Below are 19365 nucleotides of genomic sequence, written 5' to 3'. Positions count from 1 at the left end.
AGGTAAAACACAGATGACCCTTTCCCCCACACCTGACCGGGCCGAGATTCTTTCTCGCCTGCGAGACGGACAGATCAAGTTTCTGCGCCTGCAATTCACTGACATTCTGGGGACCACCAAGAACGTGGAGGTGCCGCCCTCGCAATTTGAAAAGGCCCTGAGCGGCGACGTGACCTTCGACGGCAGCGCCGTGGAGGGCTTCACCCGCGTCGAGGAATCCGACATGCTGCTGCGCCCGGACCTGGGCACCTTCCTGATCTACCCGCCGTTTTCGCGCGAGGAAAGCGAGCGCGGCGCGGTGGCGCGGCTGATCTGCGACGTGACGCTGCCGGACGGCACGCCCTTTGGCGGCGATCCCCGGCTGGTTCTCAAGCGCCAGATTGAGCGGGCGCAGGCCAGAGGCTACGAGATGTTCGTCGGCACCGAGCCGGAGTTCTTCCTGTTCGAGCGCACGCCCGCTGGCCTGGGCAGCACCGTCACGCACGACCGGGCCGGGTATTTTGACCTCGCTCCCATCGATAAGGGCGAACGCATCCGCCGTGAGATTGCCAACAAACTCGTCGAGATGGGCTTCGAGATCGAGGCCGCGCACCATGAGGTCGCCCCTGGCCAGCACGAGATCGATTTTCGCTACGCCCCAGCGCTGGAAACGGCGGACCGGATCGCCACCTTCAAATTCGTGGTCAAGCGGGTGGCGCTGGAATACGGCCTGCTGGCCAGCTTTCTGCCCAAGCCGCTGGCGGGCGTCAGCGGCAGCGGGATGCACTGCCACCTGAGTCTGTTTGGGGGCGGCCAGAATGCCTTTGCCGACGAAAAAGGTGAGTACGGCCTCTCGAAGATTGCCGAGGGCTTTATCGCCGGGCTGTTAGACCACGCCGAGGGCATGACCGCCATCACCAACCCACTGGTCAACAGCTACAAGCGGCTGGTGCCGGGCTTCGAGGCCCCGGTGAACATAGCCTGGAGTACGGGAAACCGCAGCGCCCTAGTCCGCATTCCGGCCAAGCGCGGCAATTCCACCCGCGCCGAGCTGCGGATGCCGGATCCCAGTTGCAACCCTTATCTGGCACTGGCCGTCATGCTGGCCGCCGGCCTGGACGGCATAGAACGCGAGCTGGAACCGCCGCCTGCGATTGCCCGCAACATCTTTAAGATGACCGTGCGCGAGAAGCGACACCACCGTGTCAAGGAGCTGCCCACCGACCTGCGCGAGGCGATTGACGAGCTGGGCAAGGACGAGGTGCTGAAACAGGCCCTGGGGGAACACGTCTTGGACCATTTCGTGGCCGCCAAAAGAGCGGAGTGGCGCGAATACAGCGCCGCCGTACACGCCTGGGAACTGGAACGTTATCTGGATCTGGTGTAGGAAGCGGTGGATGCCCTCCCCAGCCACAGCATGCTGCACTTTCCGCACTGCCTGGGTTTTTGATCAGGCCAGCCACTGCATAACGGCAGTTGCTTATCGGTAGAAGGGTGACACGGAGGCGGCCCGCGTCTGGATTGGAAAGGGCAGGCCCACTTCCGCTATTAAGGCCATCTGGCAGGCGCTCCTGCCTATCAGCCAGCCCAATCCCCACCCCATTGGACCCCCAACTTGATTAAGACGGTGGGGTGAAGAACCGCACAGGCACATCCAAACACACGTTTATTGCTCAAGTGGGGGCATACAGCGCAATTATTCTCCCATTTGCACGCCAGTTCCAGCCCGGCGTTCCAAAGGTCAGATGAGGGACGCATTGACTTCACCTTAATTCGTCCCTAGAATCGTGTTATCGCAACCACAGCGCATCCAGGCCCCAGGGTCCGGCGGCGCATCAATACCCGGAGGAATTATGAAGAAGACTGCAATGAGCCTTTCTGTACTTGCCGCATTGGCGCTCGGCACCGCCAGCGCGCAGACCACCATCAAGATCGCCACCATCAGCCCGCTGTCCGGCGGCCAGAGCAACCTGGGCACCCAGATCCGCAACGGCGTGCAACTGGCCGTCAACGAGTACGCCGCGCAGTTCAAGAAGGCGGGCTTTAACCTGCAACTCGTTCCCTACGACGATCAGGCCGATCCTGCGACTGGCACCGCCGCCGCCCGCAAGATCGCCGCCGACAACCAGATCCTGGCTGTGGTGGGCACCCTGAACAGCGGCGTGGCGATTCCTGCCAGCGCGGCGCTGGCCCCCAGCAACCTGGTGATGGTCAGCCCGGCCAACACTGCCAACCAGGTCACCGACCGTGGTCTGGCCAACATGAACCGTATCGTGGCCCGCGACGACTCGCAGGGTCCGGCAGGGGCCAACTTCATCACCGATACCCTCAAGGCCAAGAAGGCCTACGTTCTGAACGACAAAACCGCCTACGGCGAAGGTCTGGCCGCCGAGGTCGAGAAAGCCCTGAAAGCCAAGGGCGTGACCATCTCCGGCAGCGAAGGCACCGAGGAAAAGAGCGATTTTTCCAGCATCGTCGCCAAGATCAAGTTGACCAAGCCTGACGCCATCTACTTCGGCGGCATCTACAACCAGATCGGCGTGTTCATCAAGCAGTTGCGCGGCGCGGGCATCAATACCCCCGTCGTCGGCGGCGACGGCCTGGACAGCAGCGAATTGCCCGTGATCATCGGCAAGGCCGGGGCCAACAACGTTTACTACACCACCGTGGCTGCCCCGCTGGAAGCGCTGCCCGCCGCCAAGACCTTCGCGGCCAGCTTCCAGAAGACCTTCAACACCCCTGCCCAGGGCTTCGGCGCTTTCGGTTACGACGCCGCCAAGGTCACCTTGCAGGGCATCCTGGACGCCGCCCGCGCCAACGGTGGCAAGGCCCCCAGCCGCAAGCAGGTGCTGGACACCATCCGCAAGGGCACCTACAAGGGCCTGCTCTCGGGCGAGGTCAGCTTCAACAGCGTCGGGGACCGCAAGGCCGCCACGCTGTACGTGATCAAGCTCACGGACGGCAAGGCCGCGCTGGAAACCAGCCTGGCCGTCAAGCCTCCCAAGAACTGAACCCCATTCCTTGTTAACCGTGGGGCCGGGCTACGTGCCTGGCCCCCTTCTTTTTCTAGACACCGCTTGTCAACGTCAGCTTTTTGAGACATCGGGGACCGAGAGGGAGGTTCTGGAAGTGATTCCATATTCAACCCGCGCCCCACCCAAGAGTAGAATGCAGCCGATTTCACCATTACTCCGGTTTTTGCGTCCCAGCACATCCCCTTCATTCACCAAGAGGAGCTGATTTCTTTGGAACTTTCTGTCCTGCTGCCCTTTATTGTCAACGTGATCATTGGCGGCCTGGTTTTAGGCTTCGTCTACGCCATCATCGCGCTGGGGTACACCATGGTGTACGGCGTGCTGCAACTGATCAACTTCGCCCACTCGGAAGTCTTCATCACCGGAGCGGTGGTGGGATTCGAGGTGTTCCGCATCCTTCAGAACTCGGCCATGAACGGTTACCTGAAACTGCTGATCGCGCTGGTGGCCGCCATGATCGTCTCGGGGCTGCTGAATGTGCTGATCGAACGGCTGGCCTACCGCCCGTTGCGCGGCGCACCGCGTCTGGTGCCGCTGATCACCGCGATTGGTGTCTCGCTGATCCTGCAAGACACGCTGCGCTTTCTGGAAGGATTGCAGGGCCGATTTGACCTGACCTACACGCTGCCCACCGGTTTTGCCGACAAGTTCTGCAGCACCACGAGTAGCTGCGCCCCCCTGGGCAATTTCCTGCGGACCATCGGCGTGGACGTGCAGCTTAAAGACGTGATTCTGGTGATCGTGGCGCTGGTCAGCTTGGGCGTGCTGAATTACGTGGTCAACCGCACCCGGCTGGGCAAGGCCATTCGCGCCGTGTCCCAGGACCGCGTGACCGCCGGCCTGATGGGCATCGACTCGAACCTGATGATCAGCGCCACCTTCCTGATCGGTGGAGCGCTGGGCGGCGTCAGCGGCGTGCTGTTCGGCATGAAGTTCGGCACGATCAACGCCTACAGCGGCTTCGATCCGGGCATCATCGCCTTCACGGCAGCGGTGCTGGGCGGCATCGGCAGCATTCCCGGCGCGGTGCTGGGCGGCCTGCTGCTCGGGGTGATTCAGAACCTGATCGGCGTGACGAACATCTTCGGCAACCTGCTGGGCCTCGCCAACCTGGGCACCATTGACGCCAGTTATTCCAAGATCGGGCCGTTCATCGTGCTGGTGCTGATCCTGATCTTCAAGCCCACCGGCCTGCTCGGCAAGAGCAACGTGGAGAAGGTATGACGGTTGCCAGTCCCGTGAAACCCGCTGTCCGCCGTCCCCTGGTCAAACCGGACCGGACCGTCTGGCTGGTGCTGTTCTTCGTCGTCACCTCTATTTTGCTGCTGGTCTCACACGAAACCGATGTCATGAAAAACCTGGGGGCATTGGGCGACGTTCTGCGCAACAAGGTGGTAGAGGCGCTGGTCGTCTCGCTGTTCCTGGCAAACGTGCTGTTCGCCTACCTGTGGAAAGCCGCCAACTGGGCCAAGCTGCTGGTGGGCATCGGTAGCCTGCTGTTCGTGCTGCCGCTGGCCGGGCAGGCCGACACCAGCCTGCTGGACCTGAGCATCCAGATCATGATCTTCGCCGCGCTGGCCCTGGGCCTGAACATCGTGGTGGGCCTGGCGGGCCTGCTCGATCTGGGCTATGTGGCCTTCTTCGCGGTGGGTGCATACACCTGGAGCATCTTCGGCAGTCCCCGATTCAGCGAGGTCCTCAAGTATTACGGCGCAAACGCGGGCAGCACCGGCAGCGGCACCCTGGTCATCGGGCTGGTGCTGACGGCAGTGGCGGCGGGCAGCATGCTGTACATCCGGGGGATGCATGGGCGCGTGGCCCCCACCACCCTGAGCAATCTGAGCTTTCTGCTGGCGGGCTTCGGCCTACTCTCGGGCATCATTCTGGTGGGCCGCTCGATCCTGGTGCTGGCTTCCGGGTCAGCCGAGGCATTGGCCAACGGCATCAACCCCGGCTTCTTCTGGCTCTTTCTGGCGCTGAGCGTCATGACTGCCGCCCTGGTGGGCGTGCTGATCGGTCTGCCAGTGCTGAAGCTGAAAGGCGATTACCTGGCGATCATCACACTGGGCCTGGGGGAAGTGATTCGGGTGCTGGCCAACAACCTCGGCCTGTACACGGCGGGTTCACAGGGCATCACCCCCATCGCCTCGGCGTCGGTGCCGTGGTTCAACTCCCTGGCCGGAGCGCTGGGCTTCCGGCCAGAGCAGTACTACCTGCTGTTCCTGTACGTGCTGGTGCTGATCGTGATCGCCGTGATCCTGCTGGTTAACGTCAGGTTGGATAACAGCCGCATCGGGCGTGCCTGGATCGCCATCCGTGACGACGAAATCGCCGCGCAGGCGATGGGCGTGCCCCTGATGCAGACCAAGCTGATCGCTTTTGCCACCGGAGCCAGCTTTGCCGGGGTGATGGGCATGATCTTTGCCGCCAAGCAGACCTTTATCAGCCCTGAGAGCTTCAACCTGCTGCAAAGCATCACGGTGCTGAGCATGGTGGTGCTGGGCGGCATGGGATCGTTCAGCGGCGTGATCCTGGGCGCGGCAGTGGTCACCCTGCTGAACCTGCGGATTCTGCCCGGACTGGGCGAGGCCAGCGCCAACGTGTCCTGGATTCCGCAGGAGGTCAACCCGGCCAACTTCAACCGCTTTATCTTCGGCTCGATTCTGGTGGCGATGATGCTGCTGCGCCCCGAGGGGCTGCTGCCCAACGCACGCCGCACCCGTGAGCTGCACCACGAGGACGATCAGGAAGACGAGAGCGCCGACGGCAACGCCAGTGGTCTGAAAGCAGGCGGCGACGTGTACAGCGCCGGACTGGCGACCATCAAAGAAGACGACAAGACCGGAGGCAGCCGATGATCAAGACCACCGTTCGTCCTGGCCCCACGGCTCCAGCCAGCGGCGGCAGCATTCTGGAAGTGGACGCGCTGACCAAGGAATTCGGGGGGCTGACCGCTGTGAACTCGGTGACCATGCACGTCCCGGACCGCAGCATCGTCAGCGTGATCGGTCCCAACGGCGCGGGCAAGACCACGTTTTTTAACATGATCACCGGCATCTACGCCCCCACGCGCGGCAGCATCAAGCTGGCCGGGCGTGAGCTGGTGGGCCTGCGCCCCGATCAGGTGACAGAGGCCGGAATCGCGCGCACCTTCCAGAACATCCGGCTGTTCTCCAGCATGACCAGCGAGGAAAACATCATGGTGGGGCGCAATTCCCGCCTGAAAAGCACCTTCGTGGACGCCGTGTTGCGAACCCGCCGCTTTCACGAGTCCGAACACGAGGCGCGCGAGGCTGCCCGCATCATGCTGGACTTCGTGGGCCTGAGCAAATGGCGCAACGAGATCGCCACCAACCTGCCCTACGGCGATCAGCGCAAGCTGGAAATCGCCCGCGCGCTGGCCACCACGCCCAAGCTGATCCTGCTGGACGAACCCGCCGCCGGGATGAACCCCCGCGAAACGGAGGACCTCAAGGCCCTAATTCGCCGCATCCGCGACGAGCTGGGCGTGACCATCTGCCTGATCGAACACGACATGCGGCTGGTCATGACCCTCAGCGAATACATCACCGTGCTGGATTACGGCACCAAGATCAGTGAGGGCCTGCCGCATCAGGTCCGCAATGATCCCGCCGTGATGGAAGCGTATCTGGGACGCGGGGCCGCCGCCGGGGAATACGGCAAGGAGGAAGCCTCACAATGAGCCATCTCAGCACCCACCTGACCACGGCACCCACGCCCGCAGCGGCCCCCGACACCACGGGAACGCCCATGCTGGCCCTGACCGACATCCACTCGTACTACGACCACATCCACGCCCTCAAGGGCATCACCCTCAACGCCTATGAGGGTGAGATCGTGGCGCTGATCGGCGGCAACGGCGCGGGCAAGACCACCACGCTGCGAACCGTCAGCGGCATGATGAAACCGCGCACCGGCACGCTGAGCTATCTGGGCGAGGACGTTGCCGGGAAGCCCGCCCACCAGACCATGCAGATGGGCATGAGCCATGTGCCGGAAGGCCGCCGGATCTTCGCGCAACTGACCGTCCGCGAGAATCTGGAAGTGGGCGCGTACACGATTACCGACAAGAAGCTGATCGAGGAGCGCGTGCAGGAGGGCTTCGCCTACTTTCCCCGCCTGAAAGAGCGCGAGAACCAACTGGGCGGCACCATGTCGGGGGGCGAGCAGCAGATGCTGGCGATTGCCCGCGCGCTGATGGTCAACCCGCGCCTGCTGCTGCTGGACGAGCCGAGCATGGGCCTGTCGCCGCTGTTCGTGGAGGCGATCTTCGACATCATCGTCAAGCTGAACAAGGAACACGGCACCACCGTGCTGCTGGTGGAACAGAACGCCAACATGGCCCTGGCGATTGCCCACCGCGCCTACGTGCTGCAAACCGGCGAGATGAAGCTGAGCGGCAAGGCCAGCGACATCGCCAAAGACGAGAGCGTGCGTAAGGCGTACCTGGGCGACGAGTAGGTTGAAAGTTGATGATTGATGAAACAAGGCCGGGGCAGACGCTCCGGCCTTTGCTTTTGGGTCAAATCTCCAAGTCACCCCCAACACCAACCGTTACCCTGACAGCATGCACAACCTGCGCCTCGCCGCCGCCCTGATCACGGGCAGCTTGCTGTTCACCGCCTGCGTGCCTGCGCCGATGGCCTTCGATCCGGCGAACATGCCAGCGCCGGGCGATCTGGGGGCCAGAAATGCCGCAACCGAGTGGTGGTATGTGTCCGGCGTACTGCCCGACTCCGGGCTGGCTTTTCACTGGGCACAGTTCAAGGTGAATTACAGAGGGCTGCCGTACCACGCCTCGCACATCGCCATCACCGACCTGAAGAACAACAAACTGTATTTCGTGGAGAACGGCGATCAATCGGCCACCTTCGGCTTTCCGCCCCTGAGTCTGTCGCAGGGCGACTGGAAACTGGTACAGGAGGCCGGAAACAACAGCCCCTTCAAGCTGACGGCTGGTCCGCTGAACCTGACCCTGACGCCCGCCAAAAACCCGGTGGTGCATCCGCCCGGCTACTCCGGCACCGCCGAGACAGGCCGGATGTACTACCAGAGCATTACCCGCCTGGACGTGGGCGGCACAATTCAGGTGGGCGAGGACACCCGGCAGGCCAGCGGGCAGGCATGGCTGGACCACCAGTGGGGCGATCAGCAGCCTGGCGCGGCAGTCAAATGGGACTGGTTCGGCCTGCATCTCTCGGACGGCTCCGACCTGATGCTGTACCGGGTCAGGAACGCCAGAGATGAAGTGGTACAGGTGGCCGCCTCGCTGGTCAGCCCCGAGGGCGTGGCGCGTGAAGTGAAAGACGTGACCATGACGCCGGGCCGCGTGTGGAAGAGTCCCAGCGGGCGCGACTACACCCTGAGCTGGAAAGTGAGCGGCGAGAATCTGGCACTGGACCTCAACCCCCTGCGCGACGAACAGGAACTGCTGAGCAAGACGACTTCTGTGGCGTATTGGGAAGGGCCGGTAAATGGCACGGGCACACTGAATGGGCAGGCCATCACCGCCTCGGGCATGGGTGAATTCGTGGGCGGCGTGCTGACGAAAGACGAGGGAGGGATGTTTACCATTCCAGCCAAATAGCGAGGCGGCGCAGTGAACATCACCGCCGAAGCTGGGCCAGGGACCGGAACGCCAGCGGCAGAACGCCCAGCCACAGGATCACGGCGCAGCCCAGGCCCAGCACGGGCGTCCTCAGCTCGGCGGGCAGAAGCAGGGACACGCCGCCCAGCAGGCAGAAGGCCCCGGCAACCCAGGCGAAGATGCCGTTGCGGAACGCCGAGACGAGACCCAGAAAATGCAGGCCCACGATGATCACGATGAGGGGCATGATGGCGTCCTCCCGGCCACTGGCGGTCAGCAGTCTGGCCGCCACGGGAAAGGCCACGAGCATGGCGATCAGCGAAATTCGGTAGGCGGGGGTCATGAATGGATTGGGCGGCGTAGCGCCAGTGCCTGACAGGGCCGGGGCGTGGGCCGCCTTGCGGCTGAATTTCAGGGCCAGAAACGCCAGAACCCCGCTGATCAGCACCACCGCTGCCAGCGCCAGGAATCGCCAGCCACCCGTCAGGGCCAGACTGCCGTTCAGCCCCCAGACCAGCGCGAAAACTGCGCTGATCGAAATGGACGCTGCCGCACCGCGAAGGTGGACTGAGGTCATACGGACTCCGATTGAAAAGTGCTAGAAACACCTGGAAATCCGAACGGGAGGAGCAGCGTCCTCATGGGCATCTGTTCGCGACGATGGTGAGCAATAGAAAAACGGGTTCCGGGCGTGAAGTGTAGGAATCGGCGCTGTCCCGATTTCTATACGAAACAGACAGAATCTGTATCAGGGGTGTTGTGGACATGGTGTGCCACGTTACCAAGTCCTGGCTGTGCCTGATGAGTTGCTCAGCGGAGCGAAACTTCATTAAGCCTGACGCTCCCGCCCGGACGGACGTGCGAAGACTCAGGCTTCAGTCAAAGAAACCCTGTGACCTCTATGCCTTCTTCCCTACCCCGAACAGGCCCAGGCCCCAGCCCATCGCCGGACCCACTGTCAGGGCAAAGACCAGCGTGCCCCAGCCCAGCGGTCCGCCCAGCGCCCAGCCGACGAGCAGCACCGCCACTTCTACCACACTGCGGATGCGCGGCACGGGCCAGCCCGTCAGGCGGTTCAGCGCCAGCGTCAGGCCGTCGCGTGGGCCAGCGCCCAGACCCGCAGCAACGTAGGCCCCGGTGGCAAAGCCCAGCAGCCCCACGCCCAGCAAAAACTGCACCCACTGCCAGCCCCACGCCACGGGGTTGGGAATCAGTGGGGCCAGCAGATCCAGAAAGACACCGATCAACACCACGTTCAACACGGTGCCCAGGCCGATGCGTTCTTTCAGACGCAGCGCCGTGAAAGCCACGATCACCGCCCCGGTCAGGATGCTGACCACGCCCACCGTCAGCGGCAGGTGTCGGGTCACGCCGACGTGCAGCACTTCCCAGGGGGCGGTTCCCACGTTGGCGTCGAGCATCATCCGCAGGCTCAGGCCGTACAGGAACAGGCCCGTGAGGAGCAGGACAAAGCGGGCCAGCCGCGAGGGGCGGACCAGCCGGGCCAGCGGTGCGGAGGCCGTCACCCGAACTTCAACGGGCGCGTAACGTCGCCTGATTTCCGGCGGTATCGATCACCGTGATATCCGCCCAGATGCCGGTGGTCTCGGCAAAGAATTCCACGCGGGGACCGGGGGTGATGTTCAGGCGGTTGCCGTCCACCAGCACCTGCGCCACCCCGCTGTTGTCTCCGGCCACCCCCGACACCCGGATGGCCGTGCCACTTTTCTCGAAGCGCGTGATCTGAATGGTGGGTTTGACCGCGTCCACGCTGATCGGCAACACCAGCACGCCCACATTTCCGGCGGCATCGAACGCCTTGATGGTGTACTTGCCCTGCGTTCCCTCGATCAGGGTCTTGAATTGAAAACGCGCCAGTTTGCGGCTGCCCGGCAAAATGGGAATGGCCTTGCCGTCCACCGTGATCTGGGTCACGCCCATATCGTCAAGCGCGTAGCCGTCCACCACAAACGACTTCTCGCGGGCAACCCCCACTGCGCTATCAATGCTGATGCGCGGCTTGAAGGTATCGGTGGTGCGGGCGCAGCCGCTCAGGAGCAGCAGCCCCAGCACGGGCAGGAGCGCCACGGCAGGCAGGGAAAACGGACGGCGCATGGCCCGGAGTATAGCGGGTGGGTGAGGCGGAAAATGCGCTGGAGATGATGCACGGCTGGAGAACAGGCCGGACAGCAGGCGCAGGAGAGACCCGATTCTTCCCCTGGAACCTGGAAAGTGGAACCTTGGAAAACAGCCTCGCCACTCTCCCCTATCAGCCCATCCAGCCGCCCAGCCCCTACAATGCCTCCCGTGAGTTCGCCTGCCCGCCTGCCGTCTGCCCCACCGTCCGCCTCCATTCCCGAGGGCACACGCGACGTGCTGCCCCCCGAATGGGAACAGCGCGAGGCCCTGCGCGTCCGCCTTTCGGGGTTGTTCGGAAGCTGGGGCTACCGGGGCGTGGAGGTTCCGGCGCTGGAATACGCCGACGCCCGCCACCCACAGGATGCCCGCGCCTTCAAACTGATTGATTCGGGTGGGCAGGTGCTGGCGCTGCGTAGCGAGTTCACCACCGCGATTGGCCGAATGGTGCGCTCGCGCTTTGCGGCTGGCCCGTTTCCGCTGCGGCTGCATTACAGCGGGCGGCTGTGGCTGCGCGCACTGACCAGCGAGCTGGGCCGCTTGCGTGAATTTGGGCAGACCGGCGTGGAACTGATTGGGATTGAAGGCGCGCGCGCCGACGCTGAACTGCTGCATCTGGCGGCGGCAGCGCTGAAAACAGTAGGCGTGAGTGCCGAGCTGGAAGTCGGCTTTCCCGGCTTCGTGGACGCCGTGCTGGAGGACGCGGCCCTGCACGGCCCCGCCCGCGAGGCGCTGCACGGCGCGGTGGACCGCAAGAGCGGCGCGGACATCGATCTGCTGTCGTCCCAGCACGGCCTGTCGGGCGAGGTCACACGCACCCTGCACGCCCTGACCGATCTGTACGGTGGCCCGGAAGTGCTGGACGCCGCCTCAAAGCTGGCGCAGGGCACGCGGGCGCGGGCAGCAGTGGCACACTTGCAAGAGGTCTCGGCACTGTATGACGGCAACCTGCTGTATGACCTGGGAGCCAGCCGCCGCTACGACTACTACACCGGCCTGACCTTCCGCGCCTACGCGGCGGGGCTGAATCAGCCGGTGCTGGGCGGGGGCCGCTACACGCTGGACAGCGGTTCAAATGGGGGTCTGCCGGGTGCAGGCTTCGCGGTAGGCCTGGAACGCCTGCTGCGCGCCGCCGCCCCGCAGTTGCCCCCTCAGCCCGAAGTGGTCCTGGCGCTGGACGCGGCTGGAGCCGAGGCCGCGCGTGACGCTGGCCTGTGCGCCGAACTGGCCTGGACCGACGATCTGGACGGGTTGCGGCGCTATTCGGCAGAACGGGGCATTCACCGCTGGGCACGCGGATCGGAACTGTTTGATGCGGAGGTGCAGCCATGACCCCCGCCCCCCTGCGCGCCCCCGATCACCTGACGCTGGCGCTGCCCAAGGGCCGCATTCTGGAAGAGGCCATCGCGCTGCTGTCCAGGGCAGGTCTTCCCCTGACGCTGCCGGAAAAGTCCCGCGCCCTGCGCCATGAATTCCCAGGCATCACCGTGCTGGAACTGCGAAATCAGGACGTGCCCGTGTACGTCGATCTGGGCGTGGCCGACGCCGGGATCGTGGGCAAGGATGTGCTGACCGAGTCCGGGCGCGAGGTCTACGAACCCGTCGATCTGCGCTTCGCCGCCTGCCGCCTGTCGCTGATCCGCGAGGTGGGGGCGACTGCGCCCCTGGTGCGGGTGGGGACCAAGTACCCGCGCATCGCCCGCGCCTACCTGAACGCGCGCGGCATTCCCGCCGAGGTGGTCAAGCTGGGCGGTAACATCGAACTGGCCGCCCTGACGGGACTGGCCGAGGCCGTGATTGATCTGGTTCAGACCGGCAGCACGTTGCAGGCCAACAATCTGGAGGAACAGGACGTGCTGTTTGAATCCAGCGCCCGCCTGATCGTCAACCGCGCGGCGCTGAAGTTGCGGCGCGAGCGGCTGCGCCCATTGATTGAGCGGCTGCGGGAACTGGTGGGAGATCAGCCTCTCTCCTGAGCCTCTTGGCAAAATTCAGCTCATCTGTACACTGTCCTTAGCCGCCCGGCATGAACAGAGGCTCTCGCCCCCACCCTGACCCGGAGGCGCGTACCGGGCCACAGGGAGAAGGCATATGAACGATCTGCGGCGGACAGTGTTGTGGACGGTAACGGCGGCAGGAATCCTGATGGGCAGCGGCCAGGCCCAGTTTTTCACGCCCTCGTTTCAGAATTACCAGACCTTTGCGCAGCGTTCGGTGGGCTATGTGGCCGCCACCGTCAAACCTGACTTCGCGGCGATGGCGGTTCAGCAGGCGCTGAGACCCCCGGCCACGCCCGTCAAGTACAAATATGACCTTGCCCGGAGTGATTTCGCCTTCAAGGGCCAACCCACCCAGCAAAAGAACTGCGCCGCGATGGTGCAAAAGCCCGCCGATCAGCAGGTGATGGCCAAGCTGTGCCTCGATCTGTTCAGCGCGGCCCAGACCATTCCCGATCTCCGCAGGAACAATCTGGCCGCTGGCCTGACGCTCCTGCTCAGCGTCAGCCTTCAGGCGCAGACCGGGAGCGAACTCAGCGACGCCGAAACCAACGCCCTCCAGCGCGGACTCAATGACATTCTGGTGGACTCCGGCGTCATGAAGGGCAAACAGGCCGACATTCAGGCCATCTACGAGACCTCGGTGATGACTGGCGCGCTGATCGCCGGAATCGCCCAGACCGGCGCAGAGGACGGCCAGCCGGAACTGACCGATCTGGCAAAGGTTCTGGCCGCCGTGGTTCTGAAAGGCATGAAGCTGAATTAGCCGGGCAAGGGGGCTGGAACTTACCCGAGCGCCCGGCGCATCCGCTCCAGCGCCTCGGTCAGAATTTCGCGGCTGGTGGCGAAGTTCAGACGAATGAAGCCCTGCGTCTGGGGCTTGAAATCCTCGGGGGCAAAGGTGGGGCCGTCGTGCAGGGCGACCCTGGCTTCCTCTAGCAGAAACGTCTGGATGTCATCGGCATGCGGGCAGTCGCGCAGGTCCAGCCACGCCAGATAGGTGCTTTCCACCGGATGAAACTTGATGGCAGGCAGATGCTGGTGCAGGTAATCGGTCAGGAAGTCGCGGTTGGCGCGCAGATAGGCCACCGTGTCGGCCAGCCAGGGGCCGCCGTCACGCAGGGCGGCCTGCCACATGGTCACGCTCAGGGCACCCTCGTGGCCCATCAGGCCCCCGGCAGCGGCACGAACCTTTTTGACCAGTTCGGCGTCATAGCCGATCATCACGCCGATGCCCAGGCCAGCGGTGTTGAACGCCTTACATGGCCCAGTCACGGTGATGGTACGGCCCTGAACACGTTGATCGGCGGCGAAGGACTCGAACGCGCCGTCCGTGAAACGCAGATCGGCGTGCAATTCGTCGCTCAACACGTACAGGTCATGCCTGACGGCCAGATCGCGCAGTTTCTCCAGTTCATCGTGGGTCCAGACGCGTCCGGTGGGGTTGTGCGGGTGGCACAGCAGCATCAGCTTCGCGTCCTTCGCGGCGGCGTCCATGCCGTCCCAGTCGATCCCATACCCATCGGGGCTGTCCAGCAGCGCCACTGCCGCAACCTCGCGCCCCTGCGTGGTGATGCTCAGGTGGAAGGGGTGATAGACGGGGGTCATGGTCAGCACCTTCTCTCCGGGCTGCGTCAACGCCGCCACCGTGGCGTAGATGCCCGGCACCACCCCTGGCAGCATGGCGATGCCGCCCTCCGGTAAATCCTTCAGACCATGCGTGTCCAGCTTGGCGCACAGCAGACTGAGCAGCGCCTGGTCACCCATCATCTGGTGGTAGCCCAGCCCACGCTCCAGGCGCTCACGCAACGCCGACAGGATGGCGGGAGCCACCGGGAAATCCATGTCGGCGATCCACATCGGAATCACGTCCTCGCCGTACAGCGTCCATTTCAGCGAATCCTGGTGACGCAGTTCGGCGGCGGTCAGCGTGGGATACGTGGGCAGATTCTCCGTTTGGGTCATGGGGGCAAGGATACGCCGTGGCGGGGGTTGGGTAGGAACCTGACCGCCAGTGGTCTCTGGCACGCCGCCACGTTTAACCCCTCCGGCACTCCACGCCCGGAACCCGTTTTCCTCCTGCTCGCTCCCCTCGGATTTCCAAGTGTTTGCAATACCTTTTAATCGGAGTCCGTATCAGAAGGGAGAAAAAGGTTGCGGAATTGCCATGTCAGCCACGCTTCTCGGCTCTCATTGAGGGGAGCAGACTGAGAGGTTCAACCGTGACAGCTCCTCCAACGTCCTGATCCGCATGTTCCTCAGCGCTGCGCTTTCAAGTCCCAGCTTCCGTTCCTGTCGCTGCCCTTCAGGCGGGTGCCGTTCTCACTCAGGCTCAGGCCCGCGCCCGTTCCGGTGGGAATCAACTGGGCCGCGTCCTGGCCCAGTGCGCCCGCAGCACCTGCCAGCAGCCCAGTACAGGTGACATTCAGCGAAATTGGCACCACCACGCCCAGCAGTGCCGTGCCGTTCAGGGTGTCGATCATGCTGTTGGCCTCAGTGGTGAAATGGATGGCCCCGCCCCTGGGCGTGGCACGGCAACCCTCCTCCGCCGTCCCCACGCCCGTCAGGGTCAGGGTAACGTCGGCGGTGTAGCGCTGGCGGTTTGCGTCTATCGCTTTAGCAGGAATCAGGGTGATGGCCGCCGTGTACGGCACCCCGAAGCGCCCGGCCTTGCCGCTGGCGCTGCCCACCCAGCGGCACCCACCGCAGCCCCCCACAGCCAAAGTGGGCGCGGCAGCTACAGGTGTGGGCGTCTGCCCTGCGTTCAGGCGCGTCAGGGCGTAACGGCTACTGATCCTGGGCGCGAGGTTCACCGTGCCGCTGATTGCGCCGCCAGCCAGCGGCTGATCCACACCGACTTTGCCCACGGTCATCATCAGCACCACTTCATCGGTGGCGGGCAGCGTCTTGTTGTCACAGCGGGTGATCAGGGCGGCCTGCGCGGTGATCACGCCCCGGTAAGTGCTGTGGACGCTATCTACCTCCACGTACTGTTCCGCGTCCAGCGTGAACGGCGCGGCGTAGGTGGTGCGGCAATCCTTGCGGCCTGGTTCCTGCTGCGGCACCCCGGACGGCACCTTGAACGCGCCTGCCACTCGGTAGCGCACCACTGATCCCTGCACACTGCTGGGGGTGAGGGTCAAGGCCACGCTCAGGGCCGTCCCCAGGCGGCTGGTGGCTGTGGCCGTGCCGCTCCAGGCGCAGGTGGCACATGCGGGCGCGGCAGCCGGGGCGGGCGACAGGGCAGGCAGGCGGCGCAGGCTGAAGGTCATGTTCTCGTCCTTGCCCTGCACAGTGCTGCCGTCCGCCGAGAATTTAGCCCCGTCAAAGTTAAGCAGCCACAGCAGCGCTTCATTTGAACCGGGCCGGAGAATCTCGTTGTCTTTCGCGCCCACCACCGGATACTGGGCCAGAATGCGCCCATCGTAGCGCCCCGTGTCCAGGCTGAAGAAAGCGGCCTGCTTCTGGGTGTACACCACTTCCGGCACGCGTGGGCGCATCCGGCTACGGGAAGCGTCCGCGCCCGCCGAGATGGGGTGAATCACTGCCCGCAGATCGTATGTCACGGTGCCGCTGCTGCTCTGGCTTGAGGGGGTCAGGGTCAGGTCAGCCGTGAAACCCAGTCCTTTGGGCAGTGCGATCTGGGCGCGGCCCACCCAGACGCAGGCGGGGCAGGCGGGACTCTGCGCCCCGGCAAATCCGAGCAGCAGCAGGAGCAGCGCCAGCCAGCGGAAAAGCCTCATGGCTTGCTCCACTTGGTGGCCTTAAATGACCAGTTCGACGCAGCACCGTCTTGAGTCTGCGAACCGCTCAGCAAGCTTATGGCGTCCATGACAACAGCGTCGGCTGAACTCAGCGCACCCGCAGGCATGGGATATGTCACGCCCTTGGAACATTTCAGCGTCAGGATGTCGCCCGATGCCAAGGCGAACTCGTAGAAATCCCCCTCCAGCATTCCAAGGGCCGCCACCTCATTGTCGAGCGTGATGATCAGCAAGCCAGCCGTGATGGCGAACTTGCCTGATCCCTTGCAATCGTCCTGGCTGGCCTCCACCGTGACTGTGCCGCTGGGTGTATAGGAATAGATGCTCAGCGTGCCGGGCGGAAGAGCCGTATTTAGCGTCCAGGTCACATCGAATCTGACAACCGTCAAGCTGTCGTCGCCTTTGAAGGTGGACGTTCCCATTCCCTTATAGACCGTTGGGGGGCGAAGACAGTTCTCAATGCGCGTTCTGAGCTTTTTGATCTCCGCTTTAGTTAGAAATTCGGGGGTATCCCCTTCTCGATTGGAAATAATGTTCCAGGCGCTCTGACCATCTTTCCGAACCTTGTCCTTTTCACAACTGACCGTCAACAGGTTGACCAGCCGTATGGACGTATCGTAATAAACTTTCCTGGAAGCGTTTATCCGGGGCATGAGTCCGCCCCCAGTGTTGTCGTTGACCGTTTTGGCATTGTTGATGGCTTGAGTGGCTTGCTGAAGAGCGTCGTTGAGAGAGGAAAGACTCTGGGCGTTCGTCATCAAATTTGTGGTTCTTATCAGTTCGTCCCGCGCTGGTTTCTGAACGTCTTGCGCCTGGGCCGTGAACATCGGCCCCCAACACAGCAGCCCACCCAGCATGAAAAACATGACCAGATACCGCGCAAAACGTCTAAAGCCGCTCTGTGTCTTCATCGTCATCTCCTCGCCTCACGGGGTGGGAGGCGGCGCTCAGGGAAAAACGGATTTGAATTGTGCATTGCCCATGCCAACAGGGAGGGGGGAGGTGTCAGAAGTTTAGCACTCCGCATCTCCCCCACCCCCCAATTCTCCTGTCTATTTCCTGCCGTCAGCAGACCCAGTCTCTCCTCTTACTGCCGCTCCCCTTTTTGCAGTGTCGTGCTGACCTCGCCGCTGCGCCCGCCAGATGCGCCCCCATGTTCGGAGCTGCCCGTCATCAGCAGGCCCAGACCCGTCTCGGTGGCCTTGCTTGCCTCCACCTCGCCCACCACCTTGCCCTCGTACATCACCAGGATGCGGTCCGCCAGATTCATGACCTCGCCCAGATCGGCGCTGATCAGCAGCACGGCCAGGCCCTGATCGCGGGCCTCCACGATGCGGGCGTGAATGAATTCGATGGCCCCGATATCCACCCCACGCGTGGGCTGGCTGGCCACCAGAATCTTCGGCCCCTTGCGCATCTCGCGGGCCACGATCAGCTTCTGGGCATTGCCGCCGCTGTACTGCCCGGCGCGCAGGCTGGCGCTGCGGGGGCGCACATCGTACTTCTCGCTCAGGTCACGGGCGTTCTTCTGGATCACGTCCAGATTGAGAAAGCCAAAACGCCCGGCGAAGGGTGGCCGGTCCTGTTCACCCAGGATGTAATTCTCGGCGGTGGTCATGTCCAGCACCAGCCCGCGCTCGTTGCGGTCCTCGGGCACATGTGACAGGCCCGATGCCTCCACCTCGCGCACGCCCTTGGCCGTCTTGCCCAGATAGGTGATCGTGCCGGCGTACTGTGCAAGTCCAGTGATGGCCTCTACCAGCTCACTCTGGCCGTTGCCCTCCACGCCCGCGATGCCCACGATTTCCCCAGCACGCACCTGGAAACTCACGCCGTCCACGGCGTTGCGGTGTTCGCCTTTCACCACCACGTTCTGAATATCCAGGGCAACCTTGCCGGGCGTGGCCGCATCCTTTTCCACCTTCAACGTGACCTCGCGGCCCACCATCATCTGCGCCAGCGTCTCGGTGGTGGCTCCCTCGGCGGGAATGGTGCCGATCATGCGCCCGTCGCGGATCACGCTGATGCGGTCACTGATTTGCAAGACCTCGTGCAGCTTGTGAGAGATAAAAACCACCGCGTTGCCGCTGGCCGCGTACTGGCCCACCAGAAACTCGAACAGTTCGTCGGTCTCGCTGGGGGTCAGCACTGCCGTCGGCTCGTCCAGAATCAGGATGCGCGCGCCCCGGTACAGCGTCTTGAGGATTTCCACCTTCTGCTGCAACCCCACAGGCAACTCCCCCACGATGGCGTCGGGGTCCAGCGCAAAGTTGAACTGCTTGATCAGCTCGGCCACCTTCCGGCGCGAGGTGGCGTAGTCGATGGCCCCGCCTTTGGTCGGCTCCGCGCCCAGGATCACGTTCTCGGTCACGGTCAGCGTTTCCACCAGCATGAAGTGCTGAAACACCATGCCGATGCCGCGCTTAATGGCGTCGGCGGGATCGTTAAAGTTGACCACCTCGCCGTCCACCACGATCTCGCCGGAAGTGGGCGGCTGAATGCCGTACACGATTTTCATCAGCGTACTCTTGCCCGCACCGTTCTCGCCGCACAGCGCGTGGACGCTGCCCCATTTGACCTGCATGGAAATGTCGTCGTTGGCCAGCACCAGCGGAAAACGTTTGGTGATGCCGCGCAGTTCCAGCGCGTTCTCGGACTGGTGCCGGACCTGTTGCAGCACGTCGGGGGCCGACTCGGCAGGGTTGGGGGCGGTCATGGGCAAAGTGTAGAGCAGAGGGCGGGTTAAAAGGGGGATACAGGCGCGGCTTTTGCCTGTGCCGTCTGCCCAGCCGTCATGCCGCAGCAGCCCAGTGGGGCCAATCCAGTGGAGCCAGCCCTTTCACCCA

Annotated in this window: 17 protein-coding genes; 10 read left to right on the top strand and 7 right to left on the bottom strand. The window is 63.6% G+C overall.

Annotated elements, in window-relative coordinates:
* Positions 1-13: 13 nt before the first annotated feature.
* The 7 genes from DAAJ005_RS07815 to DAAJ005_RS07785 all read left to right on the top strand — a co-directional run bounded on the left by DAAJ005_RS07815 (position 14) and on the right by DAAJ005_RS07785 (position 8622).
* A complete protein-coding gene (locus DAAJ005_RS07815; protein WP_151846625.1) occupies positions 14-1366 on the top strand; it encodes a glutamine synthetase family protein in 1353 nt (450 codons plus the stop codon).
* A 466-nt stretch (positions 1367-1832) separates the two neighbouring features.
* Positions 1833-2990: a branched-chain amino acid ABC transporter substrate-binding protein gene (locus DAAJ005_RS07810; RefSeq protein ID WP_151846624.1), complete on the top strand. Its 1158-nt coding sequence runs from the start codon at positions 1833-1835 to the stop codon at positions 2988-2990.
* 234 nt (positions 2991-3224) lie between these two features.
* Positions 3225-4238 carry a branched-chain amino acid ABC transporter permease gene (locus tag DAAJ005_RS07805; RefSeq protein WP_151846623.1) on the top strand — a complete coding sequence of 338 codons (1014 nt, stop codon included), beginning with the start codon at positions 3225-3227 and terminating at the stop codon, positions 4236-4238.
* The gene (locus DAAJ005_RS07800; RefSeq protein WP_151846622.1) at positions 4235-5872 is read left to right on the top strand and encodes a branched-chain amino acid ABC transporter permease; all 1638 of its coding nucleotides are present in this window, start codon (positions 4235-4237) and stop codon (positions 5870-5872) included. Before DAAJ005_RS07805 ends, DAAJ005_RS07800 begins: the two co-directional genes overlap by 4 nt.
* Positions 5869-6717 carry an ABC transporter ATP-binding protein gene (locus DAAJ005_RS07795; protein ID WP_151846621.1) on the top strand — a complete coding sequence of 283 codons (849 nt, stop codon included), beginning with the start codon at positions 5869-5871 and terminating at the stop codon, positions 6715-6717. Before DAAJ005_RS07800 ends, DAAJ005_RS07795 begins: the two co-directional genes overlap by 4 nt.
* Before the next feature lie 68 nt (positions 6718-6785).
* Positions 6786-7496, top strand: coding sequence for an ABC transporter ATP-binding protein (locus DAAJ005_RS07790; RefSeq protein ID WP_151848453.1), 711 nt, complete (start codon positions 6786-6788; stop codon positions 7494-7496).
* Positions 7497-7602: 106 nt separating this feature from the next.
* On the top strand, positions 7603-8622 hold the full coding sequence (locus DAAJ005_RS07785) for a lipocalin family protein (RefSeq protein ID WP_151846620.1): 1020 nt from the start codon (positions 7603-7605) through the stop codon (positions 8620-8622).
* Positions 8623-8641: 19 nt separating this feature from the next.
* On the opposite strand, the gene DAAJ005_RS07780 is transcribed toward DAAJ005_RS07785, so the two are convergent.
* The 3 genes from DAAJ005_RS07780 to DAAJ005_RS07770 form a co-directional block, all read right to left on the bottom strand.
* Complete coding sequence (locus DAAJ005_RS07780) at positions 8642-9199, bottom strand: hypothetical protein (protein WP_151846619.1); 558 nt, start codon at positions 9197-9199, stop codon at positions 8642-8644.
* 322 nt (positions 9200-9521) lie between these two features.
* On the bottom strand, positions 9522-10148 hold the full coding sequence (locus tag DAAJ005_RS07775) for a YitT family protein (protein ID WP_151846618.1): 627 nt from the start codon (positions 10146-10148) through the stop codon (positions 9522-9524).
* 7 nt (positions 10149-10155) lie between these two features.
* Complete coding sequence (locus DAAJ005_RS07770; RefSeq protein ID WP_151846617.1) at positions 10156-10737, bottom strand: hypothetical protein; 582 nt, start codon at positions 10735-10737, stop codon at positions 10156-10158.
* A gap of 183 nt (positions 10738-10920) precedes the next feature.
* On the opposite strand from DAAJ005_RS07770, the gene hisZ reads away from it, so the two are divergent.
* The 3 genes from hisZ (at position 10921) to DAAJ005_RS07755 (ending at position 13521) form a co-directional block, all read left to right on the top strand.
* Positions 10921-12090, top strand: coding sequence for an ATP phosphoribosyltransferase regulatory subunit (gene hisZ / locus DAAJ005_RS07765; RefSeq protein WP_151846616.1), 1170 nt, complete (start codon positions 10921-10923; stop codon positions 12088-12090).
* Entirely contained in the window at positions 12087-12734 is a 648-nt protein-coding gene (hisG, locus tag DAAJ005_RS07760) for an ATP phosphoribosyltransferase (protein WP_151846615.1), read from the top strand. The genes hisZ and hisG overlap by 4 nt, the downstream gene beginning before the upstream one ends.
* A 115-nt stretch (positions 12735-12849) precedes the next feature.
* Positions 12850-13521 (top strand): DUF6683 family protein, encoded by a 672-nt coding sequence (locus DAAJ005_RS07755; protein WP_151846614.1) that lies wholly within the window; start codon positions 12850-12852, stop codon positions 13519-13521.
* 20 nt (positions 13522-13541) lie between these two features.
* On the opposite strand, the gene DAAJ005_RS07750 is transcribed toward DAAJ005_RS07755, so the two are convergent.
* From DAAJ005_RS07750 to DAAJ005_RS07735, 4 genes are all read right to left on the bottom strand, one after another.
* Positions 13542-14720 (bottom strand): MalY/PatB family protein, encoded by a 1179-nt coding sequence (locus DAAJ005_RS07750; protein ID WP_151846613.1) that lies wholly within the window; start codon positions 14718-14720, stop codon positions 13542-13544.
* A gap of 293 nt (positions 14721-15013) precedes the next feature.
* Positions 15014-16498, bottom strand: coding sequence for a hypothetical protein (locus DAAJ005_RS07745; RefSeq protein WP_151846612.1), 1485 nt, complete (start codon positions 16496-16498; stop codon positions 15014-15016).
* Entirely contained in the window at positions 16495-17430 is a 936-nt protein-coding gene (locus DAAJ005_RS07740; RefSeq protein ID WP_151846611.1) for a hypothetical protein, read from the bottom strand. The genes DAAJ005_RS07745 and DAAJ005_RS07740 overlap by 4 nt, the downstream gene beginning before the upstream one ends.
* Before the next feature lie 176 nt (positions 17431-17606).
* Positions 17607-19235, bottom strand: a complete 1629-nt coding sequence (locus tag DAAJ005_RS07735) for an ABC transporter ATP-binding protein (RefSeq protein ID WP_151846610.1) — start codon at positions 19233-19235, stop codon at positions 17607-17609.
* Positions 19236-19365: the final 130 nt, after the last annotated feature.

The sequence above is a fragment of the Deinococcus sp. AJ005 genome, from assembly GCF_009017495.1.
GTDB lineage: Bacteria > Deinococcota > Deinococci > Deinococcales > Deinococcaceae > Deinococcus.
Note: the sequence above shows the minus strand (reverse complement) of the source record. Positions and strands in the feature narration are given on the sequence as shown.